At 68.8% G+C, this 17,287-nt stretch carries 16 protein-coding genes and 1 pseudogene; 6 read left to right on the plus strand and 11 right to left on the minus strand.

The window, feature by feature from the left end; all coding sequences use genetic code 11:
• Positions 1 to 57: 57 nt before the first annotated feature.
• Together ACQP0N_RS28265 and ACQP0N_RS28270 are read right to left on the minus strand one after the other, a co-directional pair.
• Complete coding sequence (locus tag ACQP0N_RS28265) at positions 58 to 1,230, minus strand: helix-turn-helix domain-containing protein (RefSeq protein ID WP_433115354.1); 1,173 nt, start codon at positions 1,228 to 1,230, stop codon at positions 58 to 60.
• Positions 1,220 to 1,435 carry a hypothetical protein gene (locus tag ACQP0N_RS28270; protein ID WP_433115356.1) on the minus strand — a complete coding sequence of 72 codons (216 nt, stop codon included), beginning with the start codon at positions 1,433 to 1,435 and terminating at the stop codon, positions 1,220 to 1,222. The genes ACQP0N_RS28265 and ACQP0N_RS28270 overlap by 11 nt, the downstream gene beginning before the upstream one ends.
• Positions 1,436 to 1,533: 98 nt before the next feature.
• Here ACQP0N_RS28270 and ACQP0N_RS28275 point away from each other — a divergent pair, with 98 nt between their 5' ends.
• Positions 1,534 to 2,277: an XRE family transcriptional regulator gene (locus ACQP0N_RS28275; RefSeq protein WP_433121868.1), complete on the plus strand. Its 744-nt coding sequence runs from the start codon at positions 1,534 to 1,536 to the stop codon at positions 2,275 to 2,277.
• A gap of 15 nt (positions 2,278 to 2,292) precedes the next feature.
• Here the strand turns inward: ACQP0N_RS28275 and ACQP0N_RS28280 are convergent, their stop codons facing one another.
• From ACQP0N_RS28280 to ACQP0N_RS28295, 4 genes are all read right to left on the minus strand, one after another.
• Positions 2,293 to 2,718 (minus strand): NUDIX domain-containing protein, encoded by a 426-nt coding sequence (locus ACQP0N_RS28280; protein ID WP_433115358.1) that lies wholly within the window; start codon positions 2,716 to 2,718, stop codon positions 2,293 to 2,295.
• Positions 2,719 to 2,875: 157 nt separating this feature from the next.
• Positions 2,876 to 3,421 carry an ATP-binding protein gene (locus ACQP0N_RS28285; protein WP_433115360.1) on the minus strand — a complete coding sequence of 182 codons (546 nt, stop codon included), beginning with the start codon at positions 3,419 to 3,421 and terminating at the stop codon, positions 2,876 to 2,878.
• 16 nt (positions 3,422 to 3,437) lie between these two features.
• On the minus strand, positions 3,438 to 4,124 hold the full coding sequence (locus ACQP0N_RS28290) for a uridylate kinase (protein ID WP_433115362.1): 687 nt from the start codon (positions 4,122 to 4,124) through the stop codon (positions 3,438 to 3,440).
• 39 nt (positions 4,125 to 4,163) lie between these two features.
• Positions 4,164 to 4,484: a hypothetical protein gene (locus ACQP0N_RS28295; RefSeq protein ID WP_433115364.1), complete on the minus strand. Its 321-nt coding sequence runs from the start codon at positions 4,482 to 4,484 to the stop codon at positions 4,164 to 4,166.
• 194 nt (positions 4,485 to 4,678) lie between these two features.
• Here ACQP0N_RS28295 and ACQP0N_RS28300 point away from each other — a divergent pair, with 194 nt between their 5' ends.
• Complete coding sequence (locus tag ACQP0N_RS28300) at positions 4,679 to 5,737, plus strand: toll/interleukin-1 receptor domain-containing protein (RefSeq protein WP_433115366.1); 1,059 nt, start codon at positions 4,679 to 4,681, stop codon at positions 5,735 to 5,737.
• Between the two features lie 334 nt (positions 5,738 to 6,071).
• Complete coding sequence (locus ACQP0N_RS28305; protein WP_433115368.1) at positions 6,072 to 6,977, plus strand: DUF427 domain-containing protein; 906 nt, start codon at positions 6,072 to 6,074, stop codon at positions 6,975 to 6,977.
• 109 nt (positions 6,978 to 7,086) lie between these two features.
• Here ACQP0N_RS28305 and ACQP0N_RS28310 read toward each other — a convergent pair whose 3' ends face one another.
• The 5 genes from ACQP0N_RS28310 to ACQP0N_RS28330 all read right to left on the minus strand — a co-directional run bounded on the left by ACQP0N_RS28310 (position 7,087) and on the right by ACQP0N_RS28330 (position 13,154).
• Positions 7,087 to 8,829 (minus strand): ABC transporter substrate-binding protein, encoded by a 1,743-nt coding sequence (locus tag ACQP0N_RS28310; RefSeq protein WP_433115369.1) that lies wholly within the window; start codon positions 8,827 to 8,829, stop codon positions 7,087 to 7,089.
• Positions 8,830 to 8,975: 146 nt separating this feature from the next.
• Positions 8,976 to 9,962: an ABC transporter permease gene (locus tag ACQP0N_RS28315; protein ID WP_433115371.1), complete on the minus strand. Its 987-nt coding sequence runs from the start codon at positions 9,960 to 9,962 to the stop codon at positions 8,976 to 8,978.
• 11 nt (positions 9,963 to 9,973) lie between these two features.
• Positions 9,974 to 10,981: an ABC transporter permease gene (locus tag ACQP0N_RS28320; protein ID WP_433115373.1), complete on the minus strand. Its 1,008-nt coding sequence runs from the start codon at positions 10,979 to 10,981 to the stop codon at positions 9,974 to 9,976.
• Positions 10,978 to 12,114, minus strand: a complete 1,137-nt coding sequence (locus ACQP0N_RS28325) for a dipeptide ABC transporter ATP-binding protein (protein WP_433115375.1) — start codon at positions 12,112 to 12,114, stop codon at positions 10,978 to 10,980. The genes ACQP0N_RS28320 and ACQP0N_RS28325 overlap by 4 nt, the downstream gene beginning before the upstream one ends.
• Positions 12,111 to 13,154 (minus strand): ABC transporter ATP-binding protein, encoded by a 1,044-nt coding sequence (locus tag ACQP0N_RS28330; RefSeq protein ID WP_433115377.1) that lies wholly within the window; start codon positions 13,152 to 13,154, stop codon positions 12,111 to 12,113. The genes ACQP0N_RS28325 and ACQP0N_RS28330 overlap by 4 nt, the downstream gene beginning before the upstream one ends.
• A 620-nt stretch (positions 13,155 to 13,774) precedes the next feature.
• On the opposite strand from ACQP0N_RS28330, the gene ACQP0N_RS28335 reads away from it, so the two are divergent.
• The 3 genes and pseudogenes from ACQP0N_RS28335 (at position 13,775) to ACQP0N_RS28345 (ending at position 17,203) form a co-directional block, all read left to right on the plus strand.
• The gene (locus ACQP0N_RS28335; RefSeq protein WP_433121869.1) at positions 13,775 to 14,143 is read left to right on the plus strand and encodes a Uma2 family endonuclease; all 369 of its coding nucleotides are present in this window, start codon (positions 13,775 to 13,777) and stop codon (positions 14,141 to 14,143) included.
• A gap of 106 nt (positions 14,144 to 14,249) precedes the next feature.
• Positions 14,250 to 15,686 carry a TldD/PmbA family protein gene (locus tag ACQP0N_RS28340; RefSeq protein ID WP_433115379.1) on the plus strand — a complete coding sequence of 479 codons (1,437 nt, stop codon included), beginning with the start codon at positions 14,250 to 14,252 and terminating at the stop codon, positions 15,684 to 15,686.
• A 120-nt stretch (positions 15,687 to 15,806) separates the two neighbouring features.
• Positions 15,807 to 17,203 (plus strand): annotated as a pseudogene (locus tag ACQP0N_RS28345) (TldD/PmbA family protein).
• Positions 17,204 to 17,287 lie beyond the last annotated feature (84 nt).

Genomic DNA, 17,287 nt, shown 5'->3' on the forward strand with positions numbered 1-17,287 from the left:
TCGTCCTTACGTCAGCTCTCCTGGGGCCTGATACCGATCCGGGGCGGACCGCCATGCTTACAGCACCCCGAGGTTGATGGCGAGCTGGGTGATCGTGGGTGGGGCGTCCGGGTGGCGGGCGGCCTGGGCAACAACGTGCCGCGCACAAGGCCGGTGGCGGATCTCGGCGGGCGCGATGCTGTGGACCCGCACCAGAAGCCCGGCCGCATTGCCGGGGTCGTTCGTCTGGAGGTGGGCACGCGCCGCGTCGATGAGGTGCGCGGCGCGATGTTCGACCGGCAGCCACCGCCAGCCGTCCCGCCCGATCGCCCCCCGATGCCGGGCGACCGCCTGCGGACCGTCGCCCAGTTCCACTGCTGCGGTGACCCGCGCCAGCTCGACGGCCGTAGGCCCAAAGGCCGTCCGGTGATGATCGTGTCCATCACCTACCCGAGCGGCCAGCCCGGCGGCCTCGTCCAGCAGGTCACCGCTCGCCCGGTCGTCACCCGCCACGGCTGCCGTCAGGGCAGCTTGCACGAGCAGCGATCCGCACAGCGACAACTCCTGGGGCGTTTCCGGGGTGATCTGGGAAGCGGCAGCCAGCAGCACCGGCCTGGTTCGCGCCGATGCTCGCAGCACCTGGCCAAGCTGCACCGCCGCGCAGGCGAGCAGCACCCGGTCGCCGGCGGCGGCGGACATCGCCCGATCAGCGGCCAACCAGGCCAGACTTTCCTCGCCCAGCTTGACCAGCAGCGCTGCCGTCACCCGGTACACCTCCACCACTGTTTCCGGCCCAGCCGCCGGCACCTGCGCGTCCACGCGGTGAACCTCGGTGACCAATGCGGGCAACAGTTCGACCACACGCGGGTACCGGGCGTACTGGTACGTCATCCACACCTGCCATACATCCCGCGCCAGCCGGTCCGGCGACATCACCGCCTGGTCCGCCGGACGATGAAAGGCCATGGGATACGCGGACAGCGCTGCCCGAATCCGCGCGACGCCTTCGCGGCACTCGGCCACCCCAGCGGGCTGTGCATCTCGCCCGAGTAGCGCGGCGGGATCGACTCGCAGCACCGCCGCGATCTCCCGGATGGTCGATACCCGCTCCAGCGAGCGAACCCCTCGCTCAACCTTGTCCACCCAGCTCTTCGACTTTCCCAACCGATCGGCGAACGACTGCTGCGACAACCTCCGCCGAGCCCGTAGGTACGCGACCCGCCGACCGATGGGAACCGGATCACCGCCCACGTCGCCACCGCCGATCCGGCACCGCCCGAGTCGTCTCCTCCACCGGTATCCGCTCCGACTCGGCCTGCGCGAGCAACCGGCGCTTGGCCGCCTCTCGTTCGGCGGCGTCGATCTGCTCGCCCGTGTTGGGCATCTCGTCGTCGCGCTTGGACATCATCACCTCGCCGCTGGGCGTATCGGCATAACCGCCGTCGTCGCTGACCACGATGACGCCGATTAGTCGCCGGATGCGACGGCACAGGAAATGACATAAGGGATACCTCGGGGGCGACATTTAGACGACCTAGAGTTATCGTGGCGAACATGAACGCCCCGAATACCGCCTTGCGCTCGGTCCGCATCGGGATGCGCATGAGCCAGGACGACTTCGCCCGCGCGCTCCAAGCCGCCGGCCTCCGCATCGGCGAGCCCAACGACGCCAACAAGAGGCTCGTCCAACGCTGGGAGGCCGGTGTGATCGCCGCACCCCGGCCCGTGTACGCCCGCGCCTTGGAGGTCGTTACCGGCCTACCGGTCTCCCTACTGGGCTTCGCCGCGATCCCCGACGGTCATGCCGACAGCGACCAACAGGGTGGTCACGACCTGACCTCGCCCATGTCCAGCCTGGCCACCCCGACGCCCAAGCCCTTCACCGTGCACAAGTCTTATGAGGGGGTGTGGCTCAGTCGCTACCAGTACCACTCCAGCGGGCGAAGCGAATCATTCGCCGGCCAGCACTTCGTTGTCGTACTCCAGCACGGCGACCGCCTGACCGTGCGCAGTCTGCCTGGCTCGGCGGCATCGTCACTGTCGCTGGATCTCACCGTGGACGGTGCCGTGGTCACCGGGACGTGGGTGGAACAGACCGATCCCGCCGGCTACTACCGCGGAGCCCGTTACCACGGCGCCATCCAGCTTCTGGTGGAACCGACGGGCAGGCGGATGGCCGGAAAATGGGTCGGATTCGGCAAGGACATGGACGTCAACACCGGCCCATGGGAACTGACCTTCCGCGATGCCTCCACCTCGAAGGCGACGCTCGACCGGTACAACACGTCACCCGAATAGGCTGCCCTCTTGCGGTCAGGCGCGAGGCCTGGCAAGAGCTCTGCTGAACAGGGCGAGATAGCTGTCGTGGGCCAGGCACAGTCCGCCGAGCTCGTCCTCGGTGAACCAGCCGATGGCGTCGTGTTCGTCGGGCGCGGCGTTGACCGGGGACCCCTGCCACGCGTCGACCAGCCAGATCTGCATGTCGAACGTGTCGGTATGCACCTCGTGCACGGGCGGCGCCGTGGGTGCCGTGATGTCGATGCCCACCTCCTCCCGAAGCTCCCGGGCCAGGGCCTCGCCGGGTAGTTCCCCGGGCTCCACATGCCCGCCGGGCATGTCCCAGACGTCGGGGTACCACCGCCGTCGCCGAGAGCGGTGACACAGCAGCACCCGATTCCCGTCGCGCAGCAGGCCGGCAACTATGCGTGCCTTGGCAGAGCTGTCCGCGGTGTTCGACACGGCCCTATGGTGCCGCCTGTCGCGGCTCAGCGATGCCCCGCGCCCCGCGCAACATCACCGATGTTGCTGCTCTAGAGGCTCGGCACACAGCAACATCAGGGTTGTTGCTGCCTCAGGGGCTCGGCAGGCACCACCGTCGGCGTCGTTGCTGGGGCGGTCAGGGAAGGTCGCGCCGACTCGGCGGCCAGCGGTCGGCGCGCCAGTCGTTCCAGGTCGCAAAACCGGCCGGTGGGTCGTCGACGGGTTCGGAGCCGTCGAGTTCGCCTGGCGTCGGGATGTCCATGCGGGTGGCCCACTCGGCGAGTTCCTCGTCGGTCATCGGCCACGTCGTGTGCGGCGCATCCGCCTGGCGCTGATCGACCCGTTCGCGCTGCTCGGCCGGGGTGAGTTCGAAGTAACGCAGCTCCACCTCCGCGCCGAGGTCGGCCGCGGCCCGCCGCAGAGCGGAACGCTCGTCCCGACTCCAGAGGCCGAAGTCGATCACCACGTTGTTGCCGAGTTCGAGGGCGCGCAGCCCGATCTCGATGAGCCGCCCCTCGATCACGTCCGAGGCAGCGGGCGGATTGTCGACCCCGTAGAGAGCCTTCACCCACTCGTCCTTGGTCAGACGAAGCGCCTTCTGCTCGACCTCGATCCGCCGGGCGGCAGTGGTCTTTCCCGTACACGGGAGCCCCACCGTCAGGAACAGTGTCGGTCGCGTCATCACGGCTCCCATCCGGTCAGCGTGCCCGGGCCTCCCAGACCGGCTTCTGCGGCTCGTCATTGTGCACGACGAAGTCGACGTGATCGGTCGGGCGCACGGTGTCGAAGTAGAGCTGTTGGGCGGGGATGTAACGCTCCCGCCAGCGCCGTTCGACCTCCGCCCGGGATGACACCCGCCGCTCTCGGATCACGGCACGGTCCACCGTCGTCTCGATCGCCGTGGAGACGAGAATCCGCAGCTCCCACCGATCGATCAGTTCCGGGCGCATCAGGAAGACGCCGTCGAACACCAGCACGGCGTCGGCGGGGGCCGTCCTGCTCGGCGGGGACAGCACGGTATCCGTGGCGCGGTCGTACACCGTGGGTCGGAAGCCCCGGTCGCCGCCCGGTCCGAGCGGATCGAGCAGAGCCCGGTTCAGCGCCGCCCAGTCGTGGGTGTCGAAGTAGCAGCCTTCAGCCGAGTACTCGCCGCGCGGATAGCGTCGCGCCCGCGGAAAGAGGAAGTCGTCGATCGTCGCGCGAATGACATGTCGGCCCTGACTCCGCAGGACGACGGCGAGTTCATCGGCGAGGGTGGTCTTGCCGGTGGCCGGTGGACCGTCGACGGCAACCCGTACCGGATGTGCGACGTCAACGGACCCGACCGCCTCGGCGAGACGGCCGAGCAGCTCCACCCGGCGCGACCCCGGCCGTACCTCACTCACCGCAACTCGCAATCTTGGATCTGCCACCACAGCCTCACGTCAGTCCTCCTCGATGCGCCCGGTGGCGGGATCGACCATGGCCAGGAAGTCGCGGATATTCTCCCGGTGCTCGTCGAGCGACAGGCCGAGAGTCGGACCAACACCGAATCCGTAGCCGGGGTTCGGCCCGGTGAGCCACGTGTAGTCGGTGCCGTCGCACTCGTTCGGGCGGAGAGCGAACATCTCTCCGTCAACGTCGACCGTGACTGACGTCGCGTCGTCCGTAGGTACCGGGCGCAGGCCGGGTACGGCGTTCCGATCGACATGGCCGTCATCGGGGTAGATGGGCTTCACCTGGCCATCATCGCGCGCAGGGGCCATGCGCTGGCGATCCGGCCACGACTACCCCCTGCTGCTTCGCCAACCAACCCGCAACCACGCCGAGCACGACGCTGGCGGTCGCCGTCATCCCGGTGCCAGAACGGCCGTCGACCGGTAGATCATGATCGACGAATGGACCGTCGCACACATCAACCATCGAGAAAGCGTTGACAGTTGCGCCTAAACTGTCGCACGTGAATCGACTACCCCCGAACAAGATCGGCGTAGCAAAAGAAGGTGGGAATCGCCCGCAGGTCCACGACCTGTTCATCAGCTACTCGCACAGCGATCGCTCGCTGGTTGAGAATTTTGCATCCGCACTGCGGGCGCGACGCATCCGAGGCTGGTTCGACGGTTGGGAGATGAAGCCCGGCGACGTCCTACGCGAACGCATTTCCGCAGGCATCGACAACACGTCGTTCTTCCTCGTCATTCTGTCGCCGGAGGCCCTGGCGTCGAACTGGGTGAAATACGAACTGAACTCCGGGATGGTTCATGAGATCGAACGTGGGCACGTTCGAGTAATCCCGGCGATGGCACGGGATGTGACCGTGACGGACCTGCCTGCGGACCTCAGATCAAAGTTCTGTCTGGATCTGCGCACGGCGGCCGCACGGCGGCTCGCGGTTGACGCAGTTGTCGATCTGGTCCAACCAGAAAAGAGACTGCGGAAGGAGTTGATGGCATCGCTGCGCTCCCCCACGGACCACACGCCCGCGACCATAGCGCTCCTGCGGGAGTACGCGAATCGCTACGGAGACCAAGGGATGCAGTCATCCGCGCTCAGAGGGCTGGCGAAGATCAAGACGCCGGCGGCAACCCTGGTCATCGCCGAACGAGTGTTCGACGACTGGGGGGTGCAGGCCATAAAGGTGGCACTGAGGATGCTGGCTCGTAACCGCGACTCTGGCGGACTGCTCGCGCTGACCGCCCTCATCTTTGACGATCTACGCTTTCTGCACGACAAGATTAATCTTATTTGCGACCTTGTCGCGAACGATGAACCCGACGTGACACATCTCTTGCGGCAGCATGCGCACCACGGCCGGGGAATTTTCGTTCGACTAGCCGACATTTTCGACAAAGCCACCGATCTCGACCTGCGTCATGGTAGTCGTCTGGCCGCATCCATCGGCCATTGGGAACTATATGATCGCCCTCCCCTCGCAGCGCCCCACGAACTGGCCATGGCCGAAGCCTATGCGAACCACCGGATGCCGGGACTGGTCGACCTCCTGCGAAGCAGGATGTGAGCCGCCGATGGCGGAGCACGAGTGGGGATTGCCATTCCTACGCCGCGCACCCGCACCGCCTGACGTCACTGCGGGAACAGGCCCGCAGATCGCGACCGGACGGCGAGCCGTACAGGTGGTACGCGACGTCGACCTAGAGCGGCACCACGGGCGTGTGCTCCTTTATGTTCCGCTCGTCCAGCCTGGCCCACTCCGGGCCCTGGTCGGCCGATGCGAGCGCCAGGATCCGGTCCATCTCGGGCGTTGATCGTCGGATCGTTGAAGTAGGACTGGTTGCTGTTCTGGCGGCGCTGGGTCGTCCGGAGCTGTTCACGCGCGACATCGCCGGCGCCACATGACCTCTGCCGCGAAGGACTCGTCACGAAGGGCGACATCGGCTACGGTCTCTGCAACAAACGCATGTGACAACGCGGGGGCCACCCTGATCGTTGAACCGGCGCCTGCCGAGCCGGCCGTCACATCACGGGAGGACAACGTGTCGGATTATCCGAAGATGATCGTCCCGGTCGACCACATTGAGCCGGTGCCTCGCCGGATCCGGGCCTTCCTCGGCGGCGAGCAGGTATTGGAGACCACGCGGGCGTTGTACGTGTGGGAATGGCCGTACTTCCCGCAGTACTACATCCCCGTCGACGACGTGAATCGCAACCTGTTGATCGAGGGCGAGCGCACCGAGGAGTCCCGGCGCGGGACCGCGCGGCTGCACGGGTTGCAGGTCGGCGAGACGGTCCGCCCTTCGTGCGGGCGGTTGTACGGAGACGACGCGTTAGCCGGGTTGGCGAACACGATCCGGTTCGACTGGGCAGCCATGGATGCTTGGTTCGAGGAGGACGAAGAGGTCTTCGTGCACCCCCGCAACCCGTTCTCGCGGGTGGACGCAGTGCGTTCCACCCGCAGCGTCAGGGTGGAACTGGAAGGAGTCGTCCTGGCCGAGTCGACATCGCCCGTGATGGTCTTCGAAACCGGTCTACCGCCCCGTTACTACCTCAACCGGACCGACGTGAACTTCAGGCACCTCGTGGCGTCGGCCACGAGGACCGCCTGCCCGTACAAGGGCCAGACCAGCGACTACTGGTCCGTCCGTCTCGACGACCAAACCCACCCGGACCTGGCCTGGTCGTACGACTTCCCGACCGCCGCACTCCTGCCGATCGCCGGCCTGATCGCCTTCTACAACGAGAAAGTCGATCTATTCGTCGACGGCGAGCGACTGAGCCGGCCGGCAACGCCCTTTCACTGAACCAACCGCACGCCCTGGCACCGCGTCGAACTGGATTGATCAAAATCCGGCAAGGGTCCCCGCCCGACGGCGTTGTCGGGCGGGGACCCTTGCCTTTCCGCGGTGTGACCTACGGCTTCACGTACGCGTTGACGAACGCCGGGTAGCCGAACACGCTGGAGACGAAGACGCCGCCGGCCTTGGAGCCGTGCACGTGGTACGCCACGTCGACGTAGAGCGGCACCACGGGCGCGTGCTCCTTCATGATCCGCTCGTCCAGCTTGGCCCACTCCGGGCCCTGCTCGGACGGGGCGAGCGCCAGGATCCGGTCCATCTCGGCGTTGATCGTCGGGTCGTTGAAGTAGGACTGGTTGCTGTTGCCCTCGGCCTTGATGCTGCGGCCGTCGTACAGCACCGGCAGGATCGCCGCGCCGCTCGGCCAGTCCGCCGCCCAGTTACCGATGTACAGGTCCCACGGGTTGTCCTTCTTCTTGATCTCGTCGAGCTTCGCGTCGTCGGAGATGTTCCGCAACGTGATCTTGAAGCCGGCGCGCTCCAGATTGGCCTTGAGCTGGGCGCCCTGCTGCTGCTCGGTCGAGTTGTCGGCGACACCGAGGACCAGCTCCGGCGTCTGCCCACCGAGCAGCTCCTTGGCCTTGGCGACGTCGCCGTTGGGGCCCGCCGGGTACGCCTCGTACGCCTTGTAGCCGATCGTGGCCGGCGGCATCAGCGTGGTCAGCGGGGCGGCGACGTTCTGCCCGCCGAGCGCCTTGACCATGCCCTCCCGGTCGATGGCGTAGTTCAGCGCCTGGCGGATCTTCAAGTCCTTGACCCGCTGGTTGTTGATGACGAGCTGGTTGGCGCTCGGCGTCGGCGAGAGGATGCTGCGCGACTTCAGCGCGGCGTCCCCGGCCACCTTGGCGACCAGCGAGGCGGGTACGGCGTTGAAGGCGAGCGCGCTCTGGTCGGCGCCGTTGTCGGCGATGACCCGATTGTTGGCGGCGTCCGCGGTCGGGCCGAAACTCCAGACGAACTGGTCCGGGTACTGGTGCCGGACCGGGTCGGTGTTCGGGTCCCAGTTGGTGTTGCGGTCGAGCGTGATCTGGACGCCGACCTGGTTCTTGGCGACCTTGTAGGGGCCGGACGAGAACGGCTGCTTGTCCAGGTCGATGCCGGTGTCCTTGTCCGGGGGCAGCGGCGCGGTGGTCGGCAGCGACGCGGCGAACGGCAGGTCACAGCGCGGCTTGGCGAACTCGAACCGCAGCGTCTTCGCGTCCGGCGCGCTCAGGCCGGGCGGCAGGGACGTCTTGTTCTTCTTGAAGTCCCACTTGGTGTCGAACTGCGGGGTGTCGGCCAGCCACTCCTGAATGTAGGTCGGGCCACCGGAGAGGTCGGGGTCGAAGGAGCGGGCGATGCCGTACGCGATCTCCTTGGCGGTGATCGGACGGCCGTCCTCGAACTTCACCCCGTCCTTGATGGTGAATTCCCAGACCTTGCAGTCGTTGTTGACGTTCTTGCCCGGCGTCTCGGCGAGGTCACCGACGAGGACGAGGCCACCCTTGCCGTCGTCCTTCCAGGTGGTCAGGTAGCGGGCGAAGAGCGGGTTGGTCATGAGGCCGGCGAACGAGTACGTCCGCTGCGGGTCGAGGTGGGAGATCGGCGACTCCCGGATGATGGTGAAGGTGCCGCCCTTCGCGGCGCCGCTCACCTCGGCCGCCGGCCCCTGCGAGTCCTTGGGGTCGGTCGCGATGACCCCGGTCTGCTGCCGGTTGTTGTCCACCGTGGTGCCCTCGCCCGTGTTCTTCGAGCACGCACCCAACGTCACAACCAGAGCGATCGCGCCGCCTGCGGCAACCGCCACGCGTGGTCGCATGAAGTACCTCCTTCACCCATGTGTCGTGCGGTTCCGTCGGGGCGGGAACCGCCGACGTCCCGAGGATCGTAAGGAAGAAAACCTACAAGTTGTGTAACAGTTGTCGATAAATTCCGCCAGCAGCCACGCGCGGCACGGCGCACGGCTCAGCGCAGCCGCACCCGTGGGTCGATGGCCGCGTACAGCAGGTCCACCAGCACGTTCGCCAGCACCACGAAGACGGCGGCGATCAGCACAGTGGCCATGATGGTGGGCAGGTCACCCGAGCGCACGGCGTCCACCGCCGTACGCCCCAATCCCTGGATGCCGAACGTCGTCTCGGTGATCACCGTGCCGCCCAGCGCCCCGCCCACGTCCAGCCCCGCGATGGTCACCACCGGGGTGATCGCCGCGCGCAGCGCATGTCGCCCGTACACCGTGGGTTTGGCCAGGCCCTTGGCCCGCGCGGTCCGGACGAAGTCCTCGGACAGCGTCTCCAGCATCTGCGCCCGCGACAGCCGGGCGTAGATCGCCGAGAACAGGAACGCCAACGACACCCAGGCGAGCACCAGCCCACTGGCCCACTTCGCCGGATTGTCGAAGAGCGAGGTGTAACTCGGCACCGGCAGCCACCGCAGGTTGTAGACGAACACCAGCAGCAGCACCGCGCCCACGAAGTAGAGCTGCAACGACGCGCCGGTGAGCGAGAAGCCGATGGCCGCCCGGTCCAGCCAGGTGCCCCGCCGCAGCGCCGAGACCATGCCCAGTCCCACACCGAGCAGCAGCCAGAGGATCGCCGCCGGGATCACGATGCTCAGCGTCACCGGCAGCACCCGGGCGATGGTGTCCGAGACGGCCTCGTTGGTGACGTACGACCAGCCCAGGCAGGGCGCGTCGCACCGGCCGCCCTGGGCGCTGCCCAGGTCCCGGCCGGTGACGATGCCCTTCATGTAGCCGGCGTACTGGCTGATCAACGGGTCGTTGAGGCCCAGGTCGTCGCGGACCCGTTCCAACCGCTCCGCGTTGCAGTTCTTGGAGCAGATGCTGCTCACCGGGTCGCGGGGCAGGGCGAAGAACATCAGGAACGTCAACACGCTCACCGCGAACAAGGTCAGCGTGGCGGAGAAGAGTCGCTTGATCAGAAATCGCGCCATGATTGTGACCCCTACCGGGACGACTTCGGGTCGAGCGCGTCCCGCAACGCGTCGCCGAAGAGGTTGAAGGCGAACACCAGCGCGAAGATCGTGATGCCCGGGAAGAACACGTACGCCGGGTCGGTCTGGAGGAAGTCCAGACTGCGGTAGATCATCCGGCCGAAGCTCGGCGTCTCGTCGCTGAGGCCGACGCCGATGAAGGACAGCGCGGCCTCGCTGGTGATGAACTGTGGAACCGCCAGGGAGAACGAGACCAGGATCGGCGCCCAGATGTTCGGCAGGAGCTGCCGGAAGATGATGTGCCCCAACCCGGCGCCGCTGGCCTTGGCGGCCTCCACGAACTCCCGCTCGCGCAGCGCGATCACCTGCCCACGTACCAGCCGGGCCGTGCTGGTCCAGCCGAAGATCGCGAACACGGCGATCAGCACCCCCACCCCGAACGCGGACGACACCTGCCCCCGCTCGCCGTAGAAGCGCAGCGTGATCGTGGGGGTGAGCGCCAACGCGATGATCAGGAACGGCATGGCGAGGGTCAGGTCGGTGATCCAGTTGATCACCGCGTCGAGCCAGCCGCCGAGGTAGCCCGCCAGCGCGCCGAGCGCGATGCCGATCGCGGCCGTGATCAGGGCCGCGGCGAACGCGATGAACAGTGACGTGCGCAGCCCGTAGATCAACCGGATGAAGATGTCCCGGCCCAGCCCCGGTTCCAGGCCGAACCAGTGCTCCCCGGTGACCCCGCCGACGTAACCCAGTGGCATGCCGAACCCGTCCAGCAGGCTCTGGAACTGCTCGCGCGGCCCGACGCCGTAGACCATCTCGATCAGCGGGGCGGACAACCCCAACACCATGAAGAACACCAGGAGTACGCCGCTGACCACGGCCGTGCGATCGCGGCGCAGCCGCATCCAGGCGAGCTGACCGGGCGAACGGCCGACGACACCCTTCGCTGCCGGTCCCTCCGCGTCCGAGCCGGACTCGATCTCGGCCAGCGCCACACCCTCCACCGGGGACAGGCTCACGACGACACCTCCTCGACGGTCGGGGCCGCTACCTCGGGGCCGGTGCTGCCTGTCTCCCCTTCGGGGCCGGTGCCGCCTGCTTCCCCTTCGGGGCCGGTGCTGCCTGCCTCCCCTTCGGGGCCGGTGCCGCCTGCTTCCCCTTCGGGGCCGGTGCCGCCTGCCTCCCCTTCGGGGAAGTGACACGCGGTGGCCTGCCGGCCTCCGTCGCGCGACGTCAGCGCGGGCTGCTCGGTGGCGCAGACGTCCTGCGCCTTCCAGCAGCGGGTACGGAACCGGCAGCCGGACGGCGGGTCGAGCGGCGTGGGAACGTCACCGGTCAACCGGATCCGGCCGGCCGGACCGAGCTGCGTGACGTCCGGGATCGCCGAGAGCAGCGCCCGGGTGTACGGATGTTGCGGGCGCTCGTAGATGTCCTCCCGATCGCCGATCTCCACGATCCGGCCCAGATACATCACCGCGACCCGCTGGCAGAAGTGCCGGACCACGGCCAGGTCGTGCGCGATGAACACGAAAGCCAGCCCGAGTTCTCGTTGCAGGTCCCGCAGCAGGTTGACGACCTGCGCCTGGATCGAGACGTCCAGCGCGCTCACCGGCTCGTCCGCGACGATCAGCTTCGGTCGCAGCGCCAACGCGCGGGCGATGCCGATGCGCTGGCGCTGCCCGCCGGAGAACTCGTGCGGGTACCGGTTGTAGTGCTCCGGGTTCAACCCGACCAGCTCCAGCAGCTCCTGCACCCGCGCCTTGATGCCGCCCGGCGGCTTGATCCCGTTGACCTGCAACGGCATCGCCACGATCCGGCCGACCGTGTGCCGGGGGTTCAGCGACGCGTACGGGTCCTGGAAGATGATCTGGAGTTCCTGCCGCAGCGGACGCAGCTCGCGCCGGCCGGCGTGGGTGATGTCCCGCCCGGCGAACTCGATGCTGCCGCTCGTCGGCTCCAGCAGACGCACCAGCATCCGGCCGGTGGTCGTCTTGCCGCAGCCCGACTCCCCCACCAGGCCGAGCGTCTCGCCGGGGCGCACGTCGAAGTCGAGGCCGTCGACCGCCCGCACGGTGCCGGTCGCGCGCAGTCCCTGCCGTACCGGAAAGTGCTTGGTCAGCCCGCGGACCCGCAGCAGTGGTTCGTCGCTCATCGGGCCACCCCCACGGATGCCACGTTCTCGGCGTAGATCGCCGCACGCTCCTCGGCGCTCAGGTGGCAGGCGACCAGGTGGCCGTCGCCGCCCGCCGGTCGCAGCTCGGGCACCTCGACACGGGACCGGTCGCCGACGCGGTCGTCGTAACGGCAGCGCGGGTGGAAGGCACACCCGGACGGCAGATTGATGAGGCTCGGCGGATTGCCGGGGATCGGCACCAGGTCCGCGTCCGCGTCGCCGTGCAGCGACGGCACGCTGGAGAGCAACCCCCAGGTGTACGGATGCTGCGGCGAGCGGAGCACCTGCTCCACGCTGCCGTGCTCCACGGCCCGCCCGCCGTACATGACCAGCACCTCGTCGGCGACCTGGCCGACCACACCGAGGTCGTGGGTGATCAGGATGATCGCGGAGTGGAACTCGGCCTGGAGGTCGGCGAGCAGGTCGAGGATCTGCGCCTGCACCGTGACGTCCAGCGCGGTGGTCGGCTCGTCGGCGATCAGCAACGCCGGGTCGTTGACCAGCGCCATGGCGATCATCGCCCGCTGACGCATGCCGCCGGAGAACTCGTGGGGGTACGCATCGAAGCGGCGGGCGGGCTGCGGGATGCCGACCCGGTCCAGCATGTCCACCGCCCGCTGGCGGGCCGCACGCCGACCGGCCTTCGGGTGGTGCACCCGGTACGCCTCGGCGATCTGCCGGCCGACGGTGTAGTACGGGTGCAGCGCGGACAGCGGATCCTGGAAGATCATCGCCATCTCCCGGCCGCGCAGTCGGCGTACCTCCTCCTCGGGCAGACCGACGAGCTGCCGTCCGCCGACGGAGATCTCCCCGGTGATCGTGGCCCGCTTGGGATCGTGCAGACCGAGGATGGCCAGCGACGTGACGCTCTTTCCAGAGCCGGACTCACCGACGATGCCGAGCGTGCGCCCCCGCTCGACGGCGAAGGACACCCCGTCGACCGCGCGCACGACGCCGTCCGAGGTGTCGAAGCGGACCCGCAGGTCACTCACCCGCAGGTAGGGATCCGAGCTGTCCACGGCACCTCCCTCAGTGACGAAGAGAACTTACAACAATGTCCAGAGGGTGAAAATAAGCTACAAGTTCGGCACGTGTCAGCGGGCCCGAGCGTAACGACTCCGCATCGGCCCCGCACGCCCCGCGCCCCGCACGCCCCGCGCCCCGCACGCCCCGCGCCCCGCGCCCCGCGCCCCGCGCCCCGCGCCCCGCGCCCCGCGCCCCGCGCCCCGCGCCCCGCGCCCCGCGCCCCGCGCCAAGATCCTCACAACATCCCCGATGTTGCTGCCTCAGCCGTGCCGGAGACAGCAACATCCCCGATCCTGCGCAGATCTTGACGACGGACCCACCCAGCGTCGTCAAGATCATGCTCGAACCAGGATGTAGTGGCCTCGATGCGTCAGGAGACCACTACATCCACGATCGAGCGCGATCTTGACGAGTCACCCTCCGCGATCACGAGACCCGAGCCGCGTCCATGCGTGCTCGCACCACAAGTGCCACTTCAGCAGGCGGAAATGAGGTGCGCTGATCGAGTGATACCCACCGGCATTCCTGGCCGCGGCCTGCCGTGGAGTGAATCGGACTACCTTGCCCTCGGGAGACGGCCGAACGGATCGAGCTCCTCGACGGCGGCCTGCTCATCGAACCGCCACCGTCTGTACGACACCAGGTGATCTTCGGTGCGCTGGCGGCCGCGCTGACACCGGGCTGCGTAGCGGCGGATCGCACCCTGCTGCCGGTGGTCAACCTACGACTCAGCACCACTCGGATCCTCAACCCCGACCTCGTTGTGACGGCGGAGCTGGACCTCACCGCCGATTGCGTGCCGGCGAGCGCGGTCCTGCTTATCGGCGAGATCGCCGCGCCTCACACCGCCGTCATCGACCGTCTGTTGAAACCACACGTCTACGCCGCGGCCGGCATCGAGTGGTATCTCCTCGTCGAGCAGGAAGCCCTGACCCTGCGCCTTCATCGACTGAAGCGTTCCGATACGTGCAGCAGTCGATGACCAGGGTCGGCGAGGTGCTGGAACTGACCGAGCCGGTGCGGGCAACGATCCGGCCGGAAGAACTTCTTCCCTGACGGGCGTCGGTCCGCTGCCCTAGGGTCGTCGCATGACCGAGTTCGACGCGGCCACCGCCGCCGTCCAGGCCGCTCTCGACGCGGGGGCGCGGTACGCCGACGCGCGGGTGATGCACCGCCGATACGAGTCGATGACCGCACGCAACGGCGACGTGGAGGAGCTGACCCAGGACGAGAGCATCGGGCTGGGCGTCCGAGCGCTGGTCGGGGCCAGTTGGGGCTTTCACGCCGTACCCGATCTGTCGGACGCCGCCGCCCGCGACGCCGGCCGGCGCGCGACCCGGACCGCGATGGCCAGCGCCCGGGTGCCCGGCCCCGCGGTCGACCTGGTCGCGGTCGAAGCCGTGACGGCGAGCTGGTCCTCGGACTGCCGGATCGACCCGCTCGGTGTTCCGCTGTCCGACAAGGGCGACCTGCTGGTCGGCGCGACCCGCACCATGACCGAGCACGGCGCGGACCTGGCCGAGGGGCTTTACCAGATCTGGGACACCGCGAAGTGGTTCGTCTCCAGCGAGGGTCACCGCATCGACCAGCGCATCCGTGAGTGCGGGGGCGGCATCTCGGCCACCTCGATCGGCGACGGCGAGACGCAGCGGCGGTCCTGGCCCAGTTACCGGGGGCAGTACGGCACCACCGGCTGGGAGTTGGTCGACTCGCTCGACCTGGCCGCGCACGCCGCGCAGATCGCCGAGGAGTCACGGGCGCTGCTCACCGCGCCACCCTGCCCGGCCGGCGAGACGGATCTGATCCTCGGCAGCGAGCAGCTGGCCCTGCAGATCCACGAGTCGGTCGGCCATGCCATCGAGCTGGACCGGATCCTCGGCTGGGAGGCCGCGTTCGCCGGTACGTCCTGGCTGGACCTGGCCCAGCTCGGCTCGCTGCGCTACGGCTCCGAGCTGATGAACATCACCATCGACCCGACGATCCCCGGCGCGCTGGGCAGCTTCGGTTTCGACGACGAGGGCTCCCCCGCCGTCAAGCGGGACGCGGTACGCGACGGCCGGTGGGTGGGGGTGCTCGCGGGCCGCGACTCCGCGGCCGTAGCGGGTCTCGACTACGGCGGCAGCGTACGCGCCGACGGGTGGGCCCGGCTGCCGATGGTGCGAATGACCAACGTGGGCCTGGAGCCAGGTCCGCACACCCTGGAGGAGATCATTGCGGCCACCGACGACGGGGTGCTGATGGACCTCAACCGCTCGTGGTCGATCGACGACAAGCGGCTCAACTTCCAGTTCGGTTGTGAGATCGGCTGGGAGATCAAGAACGGTCGGCGGGGGCGGATGTTGCGCAATCCGACGTACACCGGGATCGGCCCGCTGTTCTGGCGTTCGATGGACATGCTCTCCGGCGAGACGGTGCCCTGGGGGACCCCCAACTGCGGCAAGGGCCAGCCGGGCCAGGTCGGGCACACCGGCCACCCGGCCGCGCCGGCCCGCTTCCGCAACGTCCGGGTGGGGGTGTCCGCGTGAGCGCGAGGAGTGAGCGGGTTTTGCGAGCCCCGCAGCCGCGAACGAAAGGCGGCCCAGCGTGAGCGCGAGGAGTGAGCCGGTCCTGCGAGCCCCGCAATCGCGAACGAAAGGCGGCCCAGCATGAACGAGTTGGATCTGGCGGGGCAGGTCGTCGAGTTGGTCCGGCGGCTCGGTGGCCCGGCCGTGCAGGCCGAGGTGGTGGCGACGCGTGCGGATCTGGCGCTCACCCGCTTCGCCAACTCGGCCATCCACCAGAACGTCTCCGAGTCGACGGTCGGCGTCCGGCTGCGGGTGCACCTCGACGGACGCACCGTCGCCGGCAGCGGGAGCATCGTCACCCCTGACGGGCTGCACGCGCTTGTCGAGCGGACCTTGGCCGCGACCCGCCTCGGTCCACTCGACCCGGGATGGCCCGGCCTGGTGCCGCCCACGCCCGCGCCGGTCGCGCCGTCCGTCGACGAGGCGACCGCCCACTCCGAGCCGGACCAGCGGGCCGACCGGGTGGCCGCGTTCGTGGCCGCCGCCGGCCCCTCACGACGGCGGGTTACTGCCGTACCGCGCATCGCTCGTCGGCGTTCGCGAACTCGGCGGGGCACAGCGCGTACGGCCGGTCGGCGGAGGCGGCGATGGACGGCATCGCCCGCCGCGACGGCGCGGACGGCGTCGCGCGGCACAGTGCGGACCGGCTGTCCGACCTCGACGGGGCCGAGTTGGGCGCGCATGCCGCCGCGAAGGCGCAGGCGGCAGCCGATCCGGTCGAGTTGCCGCCGGGGCGCTACGAGGTGGTGTTCGAACCGGCCGCCGTGGCGGACCTGCTGCAGAACCTGTCCTGGTACGGCTTCAACGGCAAGCGGTACGCCGAACGGCAGTCCTTCGCCGAGCCGGGGGCGGCCCAGTTCGACCCGCTGGTGACCCTGGTGGACGATCCGCTCGGCGCGTCCGGCCTGCCGTTCGATGCCGAGGGCACCGGCCGGCGGGCGGTGACCCTGGTCGAGGCGGGCACCACGCGGGCCGTCGCACACGACCGGCGGACCGCCGCCGACGCGGGCGCGGAGTCCACCGGACACGCGATCGCGGGCGGCGCCACCTGGGGCCCGATGGCCCGCAACCTCCGACTCTCGCCCGCGGCGGCCGGCCCGGCCAGCGCGGTGGGCCGGAACACCACGGGCACGGCCGCCGGCGCGGTGGTCGACGCGGACACGGCGGCGCTGGTCGCCGGAGTACGACGGGGGCTGCTGGTCAGCGACCTCTGGTACACCCGCGTGCTCGACCCGAAGAGCCTGGTCGTCACCGGGTTGACCCGCAACGGGGTGTGGCTGATCGAGGACGGCACGGTCGTCCGGGCGGTCCGCGACCTGCGGTTCACCGAGTCGTACCCCCGCGCGCTCGGGCCGGGCGCGGTACTCGGGCTGGGCTCGGAGACGGTGCGCCAACCGGACCGGGTGGACGGTGCCTGGTGGGCGGCGCCCTCGGTGCGGCTGGCGTCCTGGCACTTCACCGGAGGCGCGTCGGGCTGATGACCGCGACGGCCGGCTCGCCTCGGCGTTTTACCAGGCCAGACACACGGGACACTCCCTTGCGCGGACGGCTCGCAAAGATCG

The organism is Micromonospora sp. CA-246542 (assembly GCF_050942905.1).
Classification (GTDB): Bacteria; Actinomycetota; Actinomycetes; order Mycobacteriales; family Micromonosporaceae; genus Micromonospora.

Excerpts from the sequence above, each read along its gene's own strand:
- ACQP0N_RS28275 (WP_433121868.1), top strand. The coding sequence starts at position 1,534 with ATGAACGCCCCGAATACCGCCTTGCGCTCGGTCCGCATCGGGATGCGC.
- ACQP0N_RS28295 (WP_433115364.1), bottom strand. The coding sequence starts at position 4,484 with ATGGCCCCTGCGCGCGATGATGGCCAGGTGAAGCCCATCTACCCCGAT.
- ACQP0N_RS28285 (WP_433115360.1), bottom strand. The coding sequence starts at position 3,421 with ATGACGCGACCGACACTGTTCCTGACGGTGGGGCTCCCGTGTACGGGA.
- ACQP0N_RS28325 (WP_433115375.1), bottom strand. The coding sequence starts at position 12,114 with ATGAGCGACGAACCACTGCTGCGGGTCCGCGGGCTGACCAAGCACTTT.
- ACQP0N_RS28310 (WP_433115369.1), bottom strand. The coding sequence starts at position 8,829 with ATGCGACCACGCGTGGCGGTTGCCGCAGGCGGCGCGATCGCTCTGGTT.
- ACQP0N_RS28340 (WP_433115379.1), top strand. The coding sequence starts at position 14,250 with ATGACCGAGTTCGACGCGGCCACCGCCGCCGTCCAGGCCGCTCTCGAC.
- ACQP0N_RS28315 (WP_433115371.1), bottom strand. The coding sequence starts at position 9,962 with ATGGCGCGATTTCTGATCAAGCGACTCTTCTCCGCCACGCTGACCTTG.
- ACQP0N_RS28305 (WP_433115368.1), top strand. The coding sequence starts at position 6,072 with ATGACCTCTGCCGCGAAGGACTCGTCACGAAGGGCGACATCGGCTACG.